The organism is Syntrophales bacterium (assembly GCA_023229765.1).
Taxonomy (GTDB): Bacteria; Desulfobacterota; Syntrophia; order Syntrophales; family UBA5619; genus DYTH01.
On the sequence record JALNYO010000001.1, the window covers coordinates 93,505 to 109,640 of the forward strand.

Sequence of the window (16,136 nt, forward strand, 5' to 3'; positions counted from 1 at the left end):
TTGCAAAGGGAAGATTGATGAACTCGTCAAAAGTCAGAATTTTCCGGAAACAGCTTTCTAACATACTTATATTATTAAGTTCCAAATTTAAAAATTGGCAATTTTATGGTTTTTTACGAGGCCATTAAACTTCGTTTTGTGAACATTAAGCTTCGCTTTCATCATTTACTTGAGCGCCGCCGCGGATTAATTGTTTCAGGAGTGGCAAAAACAGGGCGGTCAGATTTTCTTTCACCCATTTTTTGTACTCGGGGCTGGAAGGGGCAACCCCGAGCACGCCGGCATGGAAGCTGCCGGCACCCAGGTAATTTATCGCCAGTACGTTAAAATTGTGGGCGAAGTTTTCGATATTCCGATCTGCGGCACGTGCTGAAGATGTTTCTTTAAAGAGTGGAATCCATTGCACAAAGAATTCCTGTAGCACTCGGTAACAGGGAACAATTTGAGATTCCCCGACCTGAACCTGGTTGAGCAGAAGAATCCTCTGGGCCTCGGGGTGCGCCAGGTTAAATTCTATCAAACGGTCAATGTAAACGGACAGTCCCCGGTCCGCGCCCATTCCGGCGGTTTCCTTAAGCCACTTCGCATTTTCTTCGTAATATTCTTCAGAGATATCGACAAGAACCGCCTCAAAGAGCGCGGCCTTTGTCGAAAAATAGTACGCAATGAGCGGGTAATTAAGACCGGCGTCGTTGCCGATCATTCTTATGCTCGCCGTGTGGTAAGGATGCTCCGAGAATATCTTCCTTGCGGAACGAAGTACTCTCTCGACGGTATCATTTTTTTTCGTTTTGTCCGGCGTCTTATTGCCGGATTTGTCCTTTTTCAATGAATTTCTCCTGTTCTGATGGGCATTCGCAATTATTTATGGCTTTTCGAAAGGCTATGTTTATCAATTAAAATAAACGCATGTCAAGTAAATTTAACGATTGTTAAATAAATATTGACAGCGGACAGGGGATTGGATAGGAGAAAAAACCAGCAGCCGTCAAATATCCCTGCCCTGCCAGCATCCTTAATGTTGAGCGGCAGGAAAGGCATTTAATCAGGAGGTGTACAGATGAAAATTCTACGAACGCCCGAGGAACGATTCAAGAATCTCCCCGCTTATCCTTTCGAACCCCAATATGTCGAGGTTCCTGACGGGGAGGGTGCAACCCTGAGAATACATTATGTAGATGAGGGGCCCCGGGATGCCGGGATTGTTTTGATGATGCATGGGGAGCCCTCCTGGTCTTTTCTCTATCGGAAGATGATTCCCGTCCTTGTGAGAGCAGGCCAGCGGGTGATTGCCCCCGACCTGGTCGGTTTTGGCAGGTCGGATAAGCCGGCCAGCCGCAATGATTATACGTATGAGCGCCATGTGAACTGGATGCTTTCGTTGCTTTCGGGCCTCCGACTCAACAGGATAACGCTGGTCTGCCAGGATTGGGGGGGGCTTGTCGGGCTTCGTCTGGTTGCGGCGAACCCGGATCTCTTCGAGCGGGTTGTCGCCGCCAATACGGGCATGCCCACGGGAGACAATCAAATATCCGCCGCCTTTCTGGAATGGCAGAAATATTCACTGAAAGTTCCCCAGTTCGATGTGGGAGGCATCATGAAAATGGCCAATTTGACGGCAGGCCCGGACAACCCTCTGCCTATCCTTTCCGACGAGGTTGTTGCCGCCTACAATGCGCCTTTCCCCGATGAGTCGTACAAGGAAGGCGCGCGCATCTTCCCGTCGCTGGTCCCGACAAGACCGGACGATCCTTCGTCGTTGGCCAACCGCAAGGCATGGGAAGTCCTGGCCACTTTCAACAGGCCTTTCCTGACGGCATTCAGCGATGGCGATCCCATCACCCGCGGTGGCGAGCACATTCTGCAACAGAGGATTTCTGGGGCTCAGGGGCAGCCCCATACGACAATTAAAGGGGCTGGGCACTTTCTTCAGGAAGACAAGGGAGAGGAGTTTGCCGGGGTCATTGTGGATTTCATCGCCAAAACCCCGACGCGGGTTCATTAACCTAAAAAAGAGAAGCTGCTGGAACTGGAACTTGCTCAGGCGGCTAAGGATCTCTGGGGCGATTATGAATAAAAGGGCAATTAGTTGGTGGATTCTGGATCTGCATCCCCCTTGCCTCTCCCGCTAAGGAAAGGCAAGGGATGCGATTTTTATGAGGCTTTATGCCGGGAAACAACTGAATCCAGAATCTGGACAAGCTGTTTTGAATTGATCGAACGGAGCAGGTCTATCAGGTTGGTTACCCGGGCGCCTCCATCCTGCATGGTGGGGCCGACTTGGGACGAGCTCATTTTCATAAGCGAGCATACCCTGTTGGAGATATCGTTTTCCTCCCGGTGTTTCCAGAAGAGCGCTTTTCTCCCGAAAAAGAGTTTTTTAAAATCGTTTTCGAGATTGTCCGGTTTGATCGTAACGAGCCAGCCATTTCCCTGCGGATCGGAGGTGAGCAGCCCCGGGTTGTTTTTAAGACGGTAATTGGTCGCGATAATGATCCCCGAAACGGGAGAAATCACCGGCAATACGTAATCTCCCTGAATAATGTGGGCAAAACATTCTCCAGCGCCGGTGAAAGAGCCCTCCGCGGGCAGGATTACCAACTGCACGTTGGAGATAAGCATCGTGATAAGTGAATCCAAACCGATCCGCACCTTTTCCTGGGTTTCCACCTTTACCCAGCAGTGATCAGGATGAAAGAGGAAGGAGCCGTTGTCGAGCTGGTATGACGGATCGTCGAAAAACGACCCCTCCTCTTCTATTTCCGATGATTCGGAAAAATTGCTGTCCCCCCCGTTTTTCATTGCGCGGTCGAAAGGGCAGGTCTCGCAGTGGTCGTTTCTGTCGCACAGCTTGTAGGATACGAGCCCTGTTTTCATCCAGACGCATTTGTTTTCTTCTGCTGGAATTAGGGGATAACTTTTGCACTTTGAGCTCATTGAATCCATCTCTGCACCTTTTATTCCTTCAAGCATCTCTATTTAAGAAACCAGGAAGAAATCTTTTACCAGCTTATCCCAGTTCTCCGGATCCATGTTTCTGGCAATGCCGTCCACCGGCACACCACCATCCTGAGAAAGTGCTCCCAGGTTGTAATTTCCCCGGGCCAGAAGGCTGTCTCTGACGCCATCCATCCATTTTATGGCCAGATCTCCGGTCAGAAGATTTTTCAGGTTGGATGAAACCCTCGGGGATTGAACCTTGATCAGCCAGGACTGCCCATAAGGATCGCTGTTTACCCCGGCGGGAGATTTCAGCAGGGCTTCGTTTACGGCAACTATTTTACCGTCAACGGGGGAGAGCATATCAATCAGTTTTGAGCCTACCTGCACGCTCCACCCCTTTTCTCCCTGGGCGACTTCGGCGCCAACCTGCGGAAGATTGATTGAATCTATTTTGCCGAGCATTTTCTGTGCGAAGTCATCCATTCCCACCTTCATGATGTTTCCTTCCTCGGGCGTCGCCCAGCTATGCCCCTGGTGGAAAAACATCCCCTGAGCCGGCATGCTGAACCAGTTGCCGATTGCCGAAACGGCGTTGGCAACTCCTTGGTAAACCGCCTCAACGGGTCCTTTCAAAAAATTCCAGAACACAACAAAGGTAGCCAGCACCGCGATTATCACCAGATATTCAATGCCCTTGGTGGCGAATATGTCAACGTAGGTGAACCCTTCCATTATATAATCCCCCTTTCTTTATCAGGAACGTTTAGTGTTTTTGTCTTGTTCAAGCAGCACACCGCCGTCGGCCATCGTGACACCCAGGCCCGGGGCAAGCGCGGGAGCATTGGCTTCAGCTTCCATTTCCCTATCCTGTTCCACCGCCCATTGCGGGGAGTGCTTCAATATCGGCAGCCGATTTACGAGCCATCGGAAAACCCAGACCATCAAAAGGACGATCGACGCGGTAATGGTTACCTCCATCCAGGTCGGGATATACCGTTCACTAAAAGGCAGGTACCATTTGAAGGCAAGTATCGAATAGTCGATCCGGTTGAAGATCACCCCCGCCATGGTAATGTAGGCGGCAACCCGGATAGGCGTTCGGTTGACCTTTTTTACGCCCCAGGTGAACAGGGCAATCGGGAGAAGCAGGAAGCCGAACATTTCCGTCAGATACCAGTAGCCCATTCCGGTATTCAGAAGATTCCAGTGCTGGCCGTGAACCAGCAGAATCACCTGCAGGAAAAAGTAAACGAACATGCCGACCGCGCAGGCCTTGCCCAGGTCGATCTCGATATTTTTCCATGATTCGCGATACTCCTCGTCAACCCGATCCTTGCCGAAGACGCGGAAGCTCAAATTGCCGATGAAGATGACTACGGAAAGCCCGGCGTAAATACTCGATACAAAAAACAGCAGTGGGATGAATTCATTGTACCACAAAGGATGGACCTTCCATTTGGCCATCAGAAACAGCGCGCCTAAGCCGGACTGATGCAGCGTGGAGAGCGTAACCCCGAAGATGACTGCGCCGAGGCTTACCGACATGAAGAACTTGCGCATCTTTCTCAACCCCAGCCATTCAGCGAAAGCCGGAGCCAGCTCAAAGAACTGCGCGATCATGTAGAGCAGGAAATGCCAGGCGATCAGAAACAGGACGGAATTGACGCCGAACTTGTTGCCAATGATCGGATTATAGATTTGCCACCAGCGTCCGCAATCGAGCAGAATTGCCCCAGCGTAGAACATATACGCCAGAAACCCATTCAGAACAGCCAGCCTGACTATGGCGTGATACTTTTCGCCTCCCAGCACGTAAACGACAAAGGCGCTTACATACGCCCCTCCGGCGAAGGCAACCCCGACCATCACGATGAACCCGATCCAGATTCCCCAAGGGTATTCAGGGACTTCATGCACTACCGAGCCTAGCCCCATCGCGAGCCGGTAAATAACCAAAATGATGCCGGCAAAAATTATGGCGCCGGAAATGATATTAAACGGGGTGAGAACCTTCCCTTTCGGTTTGAATTCACCCTTCAAAAAAGTCAGAAGTTCCTTGAAGCTCTTTGTTTCCCGGTTAGTCGCTAAGCTGTTCATCTCATCCCTCCCTCTTCAACTTTTACTTTTGCCTTGCGTTTAGTTATCGTAGCTATCGCGCTCATAAAGGCGGGCCACAAAAGAAGTATGACAGGCACACTGTACAGGAAGCCTTTTGTATATTCGGGATAAGCTGTTGTTCCAATGTCGTTTCTGAATCCGATCTGCTCGAAAGGCACCGACGAGATGTACATATAACCGGTGCCGCCGGCCTCGTTTTCGCCGTAGATGTGGTGGTAGTAATTCTTTTCGTCGCCGTAAATGCGTCGGTTGGCTTCGTCGATCATCTCTCTTCTCGTGCCGAAGGTAAGTGCGTAGGCGGGGCACGCTTCCACGCAGGCAGGCTCCAGACCTTTCTGCGTCCGGCTGTAGCACATGTCGCATTTGTGCAGTTCCGGGAAGGCCGAATGTTCAAATTTCGGAATGTCGAAGGGGCAGGACGTCATGCAGTAACGGCAGCCGATACAGTTGTCATTCCAGGTGACGGCGCCTTCATCATGCTTTTCCATCGCCTTGACGGGACATGCCGAAACGCAGGCGGGCTGGTTGCAGTGCATGCACTGCTTCTTGACAAAAACCTCTCCTTTATCTGTTTGAAAATGGTTTACTGCCTCAAGCTGGTGCGCATTGGTGGTCCTTCTTTTGTCGAAAACGGAAGAATCGTCGATATTGGGAACTTGCAGGCCATGCGCCTCGGCGCACGCCTTTTCACAGCTCCTGCAACCTACGCAGCGCGTCGTATCGACGAGCACTCCTACAAATTCTTTATCCGATACCGGGGCGCTTGCCTCCGCCTTTACCGGCAACAATGTGCCGGCCGCGCTTACGCCGATGCCCGCACCCACGCCTTTTAGAAAAGTCCTCCTGTCGATTCCCATAATCACTAGCTCCTTTTCTTCTCAATTTTTTCTGTCGCCCCGTTTATGCCGGAACGCTTCAAGATTCTTTCCTCGCCTTTTCCGCCGTCTGCCTCTCCTTTTCTTGTCGAATCCGACAGGCGGCATCCTGTAAATGAACACATTTTATTTTTTCTCTTTCTCTTTCTCAATTGCAGCGCCGCCGTCGGCCATTGTTACGCCGAGCTGCCCTTTGAAAGCCACGGCATTAACCTCGCCGTTCCTTTCCCTGGTCCTCGTTAAGATGTCCATCCCCCTGGATATCGCAACATATCCTACAGACGTCATGGCGCCTATAATCCAAAACAGGGGCATGATTAAACCTAACGCTAAAAGAATGATGATGACTGCTGTACTCATGGTGTCCTCCTTTTCTATGATTTCTCATTTTTGAGTGTCAATGTGCGTCCGCCGCTATTGAATTTTCCGTTCGACCCTTTTAGGCTTTGCTCAATCTCTATTCACCGTTACTTTTACCCTTTGCTTTCTGTTAAACAACATTCATGCCAGAAAATATAAACTTCTGATAATAATTAAATTATAATGTCTAAACAGCAACTTATATTAATGCATAACTACTGGTAGAAGAACGCCGGGGAAGAGACATGCCAGATACTGTTAATTATATTTACATGCCCATGTATAAAATATTAACAGTATTTGTAAGCATCAGGGATAACAGGGTAATTATAAATATTATTAATTTCCCTTAAATATCAATGTATTAAATAAATAATTTATTGTATCAAAATAAAATGTTGTTTTATGTCGTGTGGTTGGTAAGAAGAAGCCGTAGTTTCTGGAGGGGGCCAGCTGCTGCGTTACCGTAAAAATGTGTTAAATATATTAACACTCGCTTCTCAGGCGCACCGGGCAGAGATGTTCAATCTCTCCAAGCTTTCTGGCTGATGGTGCGATCCCAGCGGTATAATAAGCTGTTATAATAATTATTAACATCAACATCATACGGCTATTTTTTTCATATTGCCAGCCGGAAGGAACGGGAACTGCCGGTCGTTTAGAGCCATCTGCAAATTACAGATGTCATTTACGATTGACATTTCCTGCGCGACTGATAATATACCGCCAGGCGAAATCGGCGACGGATTTTTGATATTAGCCTCAAAGCCCAAAGCAGGGCACAAAATAAGGGTGAAATTGCCACCCGGCAAAATGATTGGCAGGGAATATTGGGGTGTTACTTTAGGCAAACCTTTTATTAAATCGGCTCTGTACATGTATTTAAAAACAGATTGCCAATGATGGATTGCAAGTTATGCTGAATAGAGAAGACATTCTAACGCCTGATAATTACGATGACCGTCCGGCGATCGTTAAACTGCTGACGTCCCCTTTTACCGCGCTTGGCAGGAAGGCAATTCACCTGGTGAATAGTCTGGGCGCATCGGGAATCTTTCTCTTTTTGGCTTTTACCGGCATTTTCCGCCCGAAGCAACTGAGCAAAATCCTCCATCAGATTTACTATATAGGCGCAAGATCCTTTGGCATTATCGCCCTTGTCAGCCTTTTTACCGGGATGGTGCTGGGACTTCAGTCCTACCACGCGCTTGTTCAATTTGGCGCCGAGGGGGCGCTGGGCACCCTGGTTTCGCTGACGCTGATCAGGGAATTGGGGCCGGTGCTTACGGCGATCATGATAACCGCCCGGGCCGGTTCGGCCATCACCGCGGAAATAGGGATTCAACGTATTTCCGAACAAATTGACGCCCTTTATACCATGCGGATCGATCCGCTGCGCTTTCTGGTCAGCCCCCGCATCGCCGCCGCCATTATCAGCTTTCCCCTCCTTACCGCGATATTTGATGTAGTCGGAATCTTTGGCGGCTATATCTCCGGGGTTCTGCTGATGGGAGCAAATTCAGCTTCTTATATTTATCGAATTCAGTCCAATACGGATATTGGCGATGTTGCCGACGGATTCATAAAGGCGATCGTCTTTGCCATCATCGTCTCCACGGTAAGCTGTTACCAGGGCTATTTCGCCCACATGCGCACTGATGGTCATGGCGCCAAGGCTGTTGGCCTTTCCACTACGGCGGCGGTCGTTCTGTCCTGCGTCTTGATCCTGGTTTCCGATTATGTAGTTACCTCCATTCTGATGGCTGGTTAGGATAATGGCTGCCCCTTTCATAGAATTCAGGAATATAACCAAGAGATTCGGTTCGCTGGCCGTTCTGGAAGACGTCAATTTCCAGATTTACGAAGGCGAGGTAACAACAATCATCGGACTCAGTGGCTCGGGGAAAAGCGTCTTGCTGAAACATATAATTGGGTTGCTCAAGCCCGATAGCGGCATTATCTTGTTTGAGGGCAAACCCCTCAACGAGATGAGCAAGGGTGAACTGAAGAAGACCCTTTCCCAGGTAAGCTATATGTTTCAGGGGAACGCCCTTTTTGATTCAATGACTGTTTACGAAAACATCGCCCTTCCCCTCCGGGAAACAACGAATATGACAAAGGCCGAAATAGACAAAAAGGTCTCGGTCCGAATAGAGCAGACGGAGCTTACGGAAGCTGCTCAACGTTATCCTTCCGAGCTTTCCGGGGGGATGCAGAAGCGCGCCGCCTTGGCGAGGGTTCTGGTGACAGATCCGAAGGTCGTTCTTTTTGATGAACCTACAACCGGCCAGGACCCGGTGCGGAAAAACGCCATTTTGAGCATGATCGCCCAGTATCAGAGAAAATTTGGCTTTACCGCGATCCTTGTCAGCCACGAGATTCCGGATGTCTATTTTATCTCCAACCGCATTCTTGCCCTTTATCAAAAGAAGATCGTCTTTCAGGGTTCCCCCGAGGAGTTTGAGGATTTCGACCATCCCTTCCAGACGGAGGTTATTCGAAGCCTGGAGGGGCTTCAACATGAACTGACGGGCATGTATTCAAAAAGGCAGTTCAAGATGCAGAATCATGCGCGGATGAAGCGAACCGGGGAAGGGGACATATACGCCGTTCTTGTGCATACGTTGAGGGAAGATGATTCGACTGGCGGGAAAGAATCTCATGAGGAGGTTCTGAAGGGGATCGAACACTGTGTAGCTGAATACTTCACCGCCGCGGGAGGTTTTTCCACCCGTCTTAAAACGGACGAATTTGTTACGGTTCTTCCCTATTCCAATATAGCGGAGGCGGAAGACCTTGCCCGTGATTTTGTTGACTCCCTGAAGGTAAAAACGGGCGGGCGGGGGGGTGTAAGCGGCGCCGGACATGAACATGACGGCAAGGGCGGGAATTTTGCGCTGCTTACAGGCATAGCGGAGGGATTCCCTGCTGATGAGATAGAAACCGTTATAGCGTCTGCCCGGTCTCAACAAAAAGAAACAACGCGTCTTCACTGTGATGCGAGGAGGTAGTTTTATGAAGAAATACACAATGGAAACGACGGTCGGCATTTTTATTGTTCTGGGCTTGATCATGATCGCCTATATGACAGTAACTCTTGGACATGTATCATTTTTTGCCGATGAGACATATCCCCTTTCGGCCCGTTTTGCATCCGTTACCGGGTTGAGAAAAGGCAGCCCTGTCTATATGCTGGGGCTCAAGGTCGGCCAGACGGAGGATCTTTCCATCGATCAGAAAAATCAGAAGGCGATTGTAAAGATTCAGATTAATAAAGAGATACAGGTATATGACGATGCGATTGCCTCAATCAAAACAGAGGGTCTTATCGGCGACAGTTATTTGAGTATCGATCCGGGAGGTTCAGGGGAGCTGCTCAAGAGCGGCGGGGTGATCATTGAAACGCATCCGCCATTGGATATCGCCGATTTGATCGGGAAGTACGCCTTTGGCGATGTCAAGAAAAAATAGCGATAATAGGCAGATAAGGGAGAGAAGGCGATGAAAAGATTTGCTTTGATATTGTTTGGCATAATTGTCATCCTGTTTTTTTCATTTGCGGCGTATGCCGGGGCGCCGTTGGAAAAGCTCCGGAAGGATGTAACCGATGTACTCAATGTTTTAAAGGATCCAGCGAGAAAAGCGGAGTTTGCCAAAGATATAAAGAGTGACAAAATATTGCCTATTTACGCAACGATGTTCGATGATGTTGAACTTTCCAAAAGGGCGCTGGCAAGAAACTGGAATAATCTCAGCGTCCCCCAGCGTCAGGAATTTGTAAAGCTTTTCCGGCAGGTGCTGGAGCGGGCCTATGGCGATAAAATTGTCTCCTATAATGACGAAAAGGTTCTTTTCGACCGGGAGACGATGCTCTCCGCAAATATTGCCGAGATTCAATCAAGGGTTGTTACCGCCTCCAAAGAAATCCCCGTTAACTATATGATGATCCAGAAAAACGGCGTCTGGAAGGTTTATGACGTGATTGTCGAGAATGTAAGTCTGGTGCAGAACTATCGAACCCAGTTCAACGAGATTCTCGCCAAAAACACGACCGACCAGCTTCTGGAAATTCTCAGAAAAAAGATTAAGGAAAAATAGCAGAAGAAGAACGTAATTTTTATTTATACTATAAATTCCAATGTCTTCAGAGGATCATTAAGCTTATGAAAATAACTGCATTTCCTCTATTACTGCTTGTTTTTCTCGCCATCGGCTGTGCCCACAGCCCAGTGCCCACTGCTTATCCAAACCAATCGCCTGCTCAACCAAAGATAGAGCAATCGCCGACTCCTGCCGCCAATTCAGAGGCCCCCTTTCAGGAATCAACCGGAGCAGCGGTTCTGTCGGCGCAAAAACGAGAGAGCGCTGAGACCGTTTCTTCAAACAGTGTCGGAGGCGGTTTCCCAAGTAATTCCAGCAGCGCCGATGCGGAGCTTGAGGGGGACTATCAGGAGCCGGAGGAGTTGCGCAAGCCGGGTGATTATCAGAATACAGATAATTCCGAAAAGAACGGCCAAGGGGAAAACGGCGAAAGATTAACCATTGCCGATCCGCTCGAACCTTTTAACCGGGCGATGTTTCAGTTCAACGACAAGCTTTACTTCTGGGTGCTCAAACCGGTAGCCCAGGCTTACAAAAAGGTGGTTCACGAGGATGTCCGGGTGGTTGTCAAAAACTTTTTCTCGAATGCGGCCTTTCCGGCGCGTTTTGTAAATTGTCTGCTGCAGGCGAACCTTACGGGAGCCGCAAGCGAGGTCGGCCGCTTTGCCCTGAACACCCTGGTTGGATTTGGGGGCATGTTTGATCCCGCTTCCGACAAGGGGATAAATCTGGCGAAACACGGCGAGGATTTTGGGCAGACGCTGGGGTTATATGGAATCGGACACGGTTTTTACATCCATTGGCCCATATTCGGACCCTCGAGCCCCCGCGACACGATTGGGATGGCCGGGGACGGATTTCTCAATCCCTTTTCCTATCTCGATCAGTGGTACGAGTCGGCAGGAGTGGGCGCTTATGACAGGATTAATGACACCTCTTTCAGCATCGGCGATTACGAGACGCTCAAGCAGGCGGCTATCGATCCTTATGTGGCGGTGCGCGACGCCTATGTCCAGTACCGTTTCAACAAGGTGAAGCGCCGAGATGGATTCTACGCCCCTGCAAGCGGCGGAGAGCCCGAGCGTTAGCTGAAATTGACATTATTCAGATAAGTGCCGAGCAATGAATTTCTCCCTGAACGTGATTTTTGCGCAATGACTTTTTCGCGGCCGCCCGCGCTGAGTATCCAATAAGGGGAGGCTTGTCAATGAATTTCAGTATTGCAAATGCTCAGGGGGCCCGCCTTCCGAAGGGCAGCCTCCGCCCTTCGGAAGGAATGGTTCGGTTAATGACAAAATAATAATCTGCCGCCTTGAACAGAGGTCGCGAATCTGATAGGGAAGCAAACCATGGAGGAATATTTTTACCTGAAAAAAGCTTCTGTAAATCCTGCCTGGCCGGGTGGAAACCAATGAAGGCGATTTTTTTGGCCGACGCGCATCTGAAGAGCGCCGCGGATGAAGGATATAAAAAATGCCTGCATTTTTTCGATGGTTTGCATGGGCGGGGAGCGTCGCCTGGGGCGGAACGCGCAAACGGCAATAATGTTGATATAATTGTTATTGCTGGTGATTTTTTTGACTTCTGGTTCGAGCGCAAGGGCCGCATTTATCAGGAATTCCAGCCGATTGTGACAAGCATTAAACGGTTGAAGGAAGAAGGGGTAAGAATCTGCATCTGCGAGGGCAACCACGATTTTTTTCTCGCTGATTTTTTTGCCAGAAGACTCGACATTGAGGTTTATCCCGATGCCCTGGAACTTGCAATCGACGGTCTGCGGGTCTTTGTTGCTCATGGCGATACCGTCGATCGGGAAAACCGCCGATATCTCGCCTTGCGGGGATTTTTCCGCAGTGCCTTCACCTATCGCCTGCAGCAAATAGTCCCGCTGTCGCTGCTCTTTGCCATCGCAAGGTTAAGCTCCGGCCTGAGTCGGGGAATTACAGTCAGCGCCCAGGAACAGATAGTCGGAAAAATGCGCCTTTTTGCCGAAGAAAGATTCAGGGAGGGATTCGACGCCGTTATTATTGGTCACTCCCATGCCGAGACATTGGGGCAGGAAAAAGAAAACGGAAAGCAACGAATTTTTGCAACCCTTGGCGACTGGATAACGCTTTCCACATACCTGATCTGCGAGGACGGCCGTTTTTCCCTGGAGCGTTTCGACCGGCGGGAAGAATGATGGGTTTACAACAAAGTTTTTTTGATTACGTCGTTATTTGCGTCTGTCGCAAAGGGGAAGAAGAATGGCTTTAGTTTCCAAAGAAGAGGGCATGCACTACGAGGGGTATTGCATTCGGCCGCCCAGCGAGGCCGACAGCATCCTGCTGCAAGTCACGCTGGGGTGTTCCCACAATCGCTGCACCTTTTGCGGCTCCTATGGCGACAAATGCTTCGCGATCAAGGACGACAAGATCATCCAAAGCGATATCCGCTATGCTGCCCGGTACATGCAGGGCCAGGAGCGGCTCTTTCTGATGGACGGCGACGCCCTGATCATCCCCCAGAAAAAGCTGCTGGGAATCCTGGAGAAGATCGCGATGGATCTGCCCTGGGTGAAACGGGTCGGCGCCTATGCAAACACCAAGGGAATCAAACGGAAATCTGTCGAAGAGCTGAAAGAACTGCGGCAGTTGAAACTCGGCATCCTCTATTACGGCGTTGAAACGGGCGACGACGAAATCAGGTCGGCCATCGATAAAGGCTCAACCGCCGCCCAGTGCATAGAGATGGGGCAACGGGTGAAGGAGGCGGGCATCCTGCTTTCGGTTACCGTTCTGCTCGGGATCGGCGGCGCTCGCCTCTCACTGCGCCATGCGCGGGCCACAGGCGAGCTTTTGAGCGCCATTGATCCAGATTATGTCGGGGCCCTGACATTGATGCTTACACCCGGAACGCCCCTGTACGAGGATTTTCAGCGCGGAACCTTCACGCTCCCCGATGAGGCCGGAATGTTGCGGGAATTGCGCGAAATGATTGCCCATACCAACTTGACGAACGGATATTTTTTCTCCAACCATGCCTCGAATTACCTGCCCGTGAAGGCCCGGCTTCCCGAAGGCAAAAAACAGGCCCTGGCGCTGATCGATGCGGCTCTGCGCGGCGAGATCGGCCTGAAGCCCGAGTGGATGCGGGCGCTGTAACAACACTCACGTCGCGCAGTCGCGGGTGTCGCCTTGAATCTTTTCAATCGCATGATTCAGGGCCGGCAGTACGACGTTGAGATTTTCGCGGGCGCCGCGCGGGCTGCCGGGAAGGTTGATGATCAGCGTCTGGTTGAGGATGCCGGCGATGGCGCGCGAAATCATTGCGTGGGGGGTGACAAGACCGCTTTGCCGGCGCATCTCTTCCGCCATGCCGGGGATCTCCCGTTCGATAACTTCGCGGGTGGCATCGGGGGTTACGTCCCGGGGACTGACGCCGGTGCCGCCGGTCGTCAGGAGCAGATCGATTTTATTGCCTGCGCAGAACTCCACAAGCGTCCGGCGGATAATCTCCTTTTCGTCGGGGATTATCCGCCGGACGACTATTTCTATCCCGATTGACTCGAGGATGCGGGCAATCTCCGGGCCGCTTGCGTCTTCTCTTTCACCGCGGGAGCCCCGGTCGCTGACCGTTACCACCGCGGCGCGGTATCTAATCTCGGGCATCGTTTTTCTTAGCTTCCGCAATGATCTTTTCGGCTATGAACGAGGGAACCTCCTCGTAGTGTGAATGGGTATAGGTGAAGTTGCCGCGGCCGCTTGTCATTGAGCGGAGATCGGGGGCGTAGCGGAGAATCTCCGCCAGCGGCGCCTGCCCCTTGATGATCTGGTTATGGCCGAGGGAATCCATCCCGAGCACCTTGCCGCGCCGCGAGTTCAGATCGCCGATCACGTCGCCCATGTATTCATCGGGAATCTCGATTACAATATTGACGATGGGTTCCAGGAGAATCGGCTGGCAATCGAGCACCCCCTTCTTGAAACCGAGCGAGCCCGCAATCTTAAAGGCCATTTCCGAGGAGTCAACCGTGTGATACGACCCGTCCACCAGCGCCACCCGGAGGTCAACTACCGGGTAGCCGGCGAGGATGCCCTCTTCCATCGCCTCCACGATCCCCTTTTCCACAGCGGGACGGTACTGCTGGGGCACCACGCCGCCGAAGATCTTGTCGGCAAACTCAAAACCCGCCCCCCGGGGCAGAGGTTCGATCTCCAACCAGGTGTCGCCGAACTGGCCGCGACCGCCGGACTGCTTTTTGTAACGGCCCTGTATCCTTGTCTTGCCCTTGATGGTTTCCCGGTAAGGAACTTTGGGCGTCTTCAGGGTGACCTCGAGACCGAATTTGCGCTTCATCTTCTCGACGGCGACCTCGATATGGATCTGCCCCATGCCGGAGAGGATCATCTCGTTGGTCTGATCGTTTCTGTTGAATGATAAAGTCATATCCTCGTCGATCAGACGGTTTATCGAGGTGCTGAGCTTGTCTTCGTCGCCGCGTGATTTTGCCTCTACTGCAAAAGAGATAATCGGGACAGGCGGGATCATGCGGGGATAAACAATCGGCGCTTTTTCAGCGCACAGCGTGTCCCCCGTTGCCGTTTCCTTCAATTTCGCAACTGCGGCGATGTCTCCCGGGACCAGGCTTTCGGCCGGCTTCTGGGTTTTTCCCTCCAGAAAGAAGATGTTGCTGATCCTTTCCGTCAGATTGCGGGAAACATTATAGAGCCCCTGATCGGCGCTGAGGGTCCCGGAATAGACGCGAAAGAGGGTAAGGCGGCCGGCAAAGGGGTCGGCAATCGTCTTGAAAACGAAGGCCGAGAAAGGGGCGCTTTCTTCTGGCGCACGGACTTCCTGCTCTTCGCTTCCCGGTTTTGTGCCGTAAATGTTGCCCCGATCGACGGGAGAGGGGAAATAATGGACGATTGCATCGAGGAAGGGGTGGATGCCGATATGCTTCAGCGCCGAACCGCAGTAAACAGGGATCAGCGAGCCTTTCAGGATTCCTTTTTTGAGACCCTCTTCCATGTCCTCGGGGCTCAGTTCTCCGCTTTCCAGATATTTGTTCATGAGGCTGTCGTCGGTCTCGGCGATGTCTTCAGTGAGTATTTCCCGGTACTTCTGCACTGTGTCGGCCATATCGGCAGGGATATCGACTGCCTTTACTCCCTTTTTCTGCTCGTCGTACTGCAGTGCCTTCATTATCGTCAGGTCAACCACACCGGTAAAGGAGTCTTCTTTGCCGATCGGCAGCGCGCAGATCGTGATCTTGGCGCCGAGACGGTTTTTGACGCTTTCAACCGCCTTGAAGAAATCAGACCGTTCCCGATCCAGACGGTTGACGAAGACTACTCGGGGAAGGTGAAACTCGTTTGCATATTCCCACACCTTTTCCGTCTGAAATTCGACGCCGCCCACGGCATCAATAAGCACCACCGCCCCGTCTGCCACCCGGAGGCAGCTTTTCGTGTCGAAGGCGAAATTGGAATCACCCGGCGTGTCAATGATGTTTATCCGGCTTTTGTTCCAGTCGATACTGTTGGTTGCGGAGTTGATGGAGACATGCTTTTTCTGTTCTTCCGGTTCATAATCCATAACGGATGATCCGTCATCAACACGGCCGGGTCGGTCGGTTTTCCCGGACAGGTAAAGGAATGACTCGCATAATGTTGTTTTGCCTGTTCCGCCATGGCCGACGATGGTCATGTTTCTTATAGATTTTGATTCGTATTTTGACATGGACGCTCCTTTCAGATT

At 51.1% G+C, this 16,136-nt stretch carries 16 protein-coding genes; 8 read left to right on the plus strand and 8 right to left on the minus strand.

Features of this window, described 5'->3' with window-relative positions; all coding sequences use genetic code 11:
* Positions 1 to 145: 145 nt before the first annotated feature.
* On the minus strand, positions 146 to 829 hold the full coding sequence (locus M0P74_00405; protein MCK9362055.1) for a TetR/AcrR family transcriptional regulator: 684 nt from the start codon (positions 827 to 829) through the stop codon (positions 146 to 148).
* A gap of 231 nt (positions 830 to 1,060) precedes the next feature.
* On the opposite strand from M0P74_00405, the gene M0P74_00410 reads away from it, so the two are divergent.
* Positions 1,061 to 2,005, plus strand: coding sequence for a haloalkane dehalogenase (locus M0P74_00410; GenBank protein ID MCK9362056.1), 945 nt, complete (start codon positions 1,061 to 1,063; stop codon positions 2,003 to 2,005).
* A 149-nt stretch (positions 2,006 to 2,154) separates the two neighbouring features.
* Here M0P74_00410 and M0P74_00415 read toward each other — a convergent pair whose 3' ends face one another.
* The 5 genes from M0P74_00415 to M0P74_00435 form a co-directional block, all read right to left on the minus strand.
* Positions 2,155 to 2,877 carry a glycine cleavage system protein H gene (locus M0P74_00415; protein MCK9362057.1) on the minus strand — a complete coding sequence of 241 codons (723 nt, stop codon included), beginning with the start codon at positions 2,875 to 2,877 and terminating at the stop codon, positions 2,155 to 2,157.
* A gap of 102 nt (positions 2,878 to 2,979) precedes the next feature.
* On the minus strand, positions 2,980 to 3,675 hold the full coding sequence (locus tag M0P74_00420; protein ID MCK9362058.1) for a glycine cleavage system protein H: 696 nt from the start codon (positions 3,673 to 3,675) through the stop codon (positions 2,980 to 2,982).
* Positions 3,676 to 3,696: 21 nt separating this feature from the next.
* Positions 3,697 to 5,040: a polysulfide reductase NrfD gene (nrfD, locus tag M0P74_00425; protein ID MCK9362059.1), complete on the minus strand. Its 1,344-nt coding sequence runs from the start codon at positions 5,038 to 5,040 to the stop codon at positions 3,697 to 3,699.
* Positions 5,037 to 5,918 (minus strand): 4Fe-4S dicluster domain-containing protein, encoded by an 882-nt coding sequence (locus tag M0P74_00430; GenBank protein MCK9362060.1) that lies wholly within the window; start codon positions 5,916 to 5,918, stop codon positions 5,037 to 5,039. The genes nrfD and M0P74_00430 overlap by 4 nt, the downstream gene beginning before the upstream one ends.
* A gap of 144 nt (positions 5,919 to 6,062) precedes the next feature.
* The gene (locus M0P74_00435) at positions 6,063 to 6,296 is read right to left on the minus strand and encodes a hypothetical protein (GenBank protein MCK9362061.1); all 234 of its coding nucleotides are present in this window, start codon (positions 6,294 to 6,296) and stop codon (positions 6,063 to 6,065) included.
* Between the two features lie 916 nt (positions 6,297 to 7,212).
* Here M0P74_00435 and M0P74_00440 point away from each other — a divergent pair.
* The 7 genes from M0P74_00440 to M0P74_00470 all read left to right on the plus strand — a co-directional run bounded on the left by M0P74_00440 (position 7,213) and on the right by M0P74_00470 (position 13,540).
* Positions 7,213 to 8,067 (plus strand): ABC transporter permease, encoded by an 855-nt coding sequence (locus M0P74_00440; GenBank protein MCK9362062.1) that lies wholly within the window; start codon positions 7,213 to 7,215, stop codon positions 8,065 to 8,067.
* A gap of 4 nt (positions 8,068 to 8,071) precedes the next feature.
* Positions 8,072 to 9,307, plus strand: a complete 1,236-nt coding sequence (locus M0P74_00445) for an ATP-binding cassette domain-containing protein (protein MCK9362063.1) — start codon at positions 8,072 to 8,074, stop codon at positions 9,305 to 9,307.
* 4 nt (positions 9,308 to 9,311) lie between these two features.
* Positions 9,312 to 9,767 (plus strand): MlaD family protein, encoded by a 456-nt coding sequence (locus tag M0P74_00450; protein ID MCK9362064.1) that lies wholly within the window; start codon positions 9,312 to 9,314, stop codon positions 9,765 to 9,767.
* 30 nt (positions 9,768 to 9,797) lie between these two features.
* Entirely contained in the window at positions 9,798 to 10,394 is a 597-nt protein-coding gene (locus M0P74_00455) for an ABC transporter substrate-binding protein (GenBank protein MCK9362065.1), read from the plus strand.
* Positions 10,395 to 10,459: 65 nt separating this feature from the next.
* On the plus strand, positions 10,460 to 11,485 hold the full coding sequence (locus M0P74_00460) for a VacJ family lipoprotein (GenBank protein ID MCK9362066.1): 1,026 nt from the start codon (positions 10,460 to 10,462) through the stop codon (positions 11,483 to 11,485).
* 323 nt (positions 11,486 to 11,808) lie between these two features.
* Positions 11,809 to 12,579, plus strand: a complete 771-nt coding sequence (locus M0P74_00465) for a UDP-2,3-diacylglucosamine diphosphatase (protein MCK9362067.1) — start codon at positions 11,809 to 11,811, stop codon at positions 12,577 to 12,579.
* Positions 12,580 to 12,643: 64 nt separating this feature from the next.
* A complete protein-coding gene (locus M0P74_00470) occupies positions 12,644 to 13,540 on the plus strand; it encodes a radical SAM protein (protein ID MCK9362068.1) in 897 nt (298 codons plus the stop codon).
* Positions 13,541 to 13,546: 6 nt separating this feature from the next.
* On the opposite strand, the gene M0P74_00475 is transcribed toward M0P74_00470, so the two are convergent.
* On the minus strand, positions 13,547 to 14,047 hold the full coding sequence (locus M0P74_00475; GenBank protein MCK9362069.1) for a MogA/MoaB family molybdenum cofactor biosynthesis protein: 501 nt from the start codon (positions 14,045 to 14,047) through the stop codon (positions 13,547 to 13,549).
* A complete protein-coding gene (gene fusA, locus M0P74_00480) occupies positions 14,034 to 16,118 on the minus strand; it encodes an elongation factor G (GenBank protein ID MCK9362070.1) in 2,085 nt (694 codons plus the stop codon). Before fusA ends, M0P74_00475 begins: the two co-directional genes overlap by 14 nt.
* Positions 16,119 to 16,136: the final 18 nt, after the last annotated feature.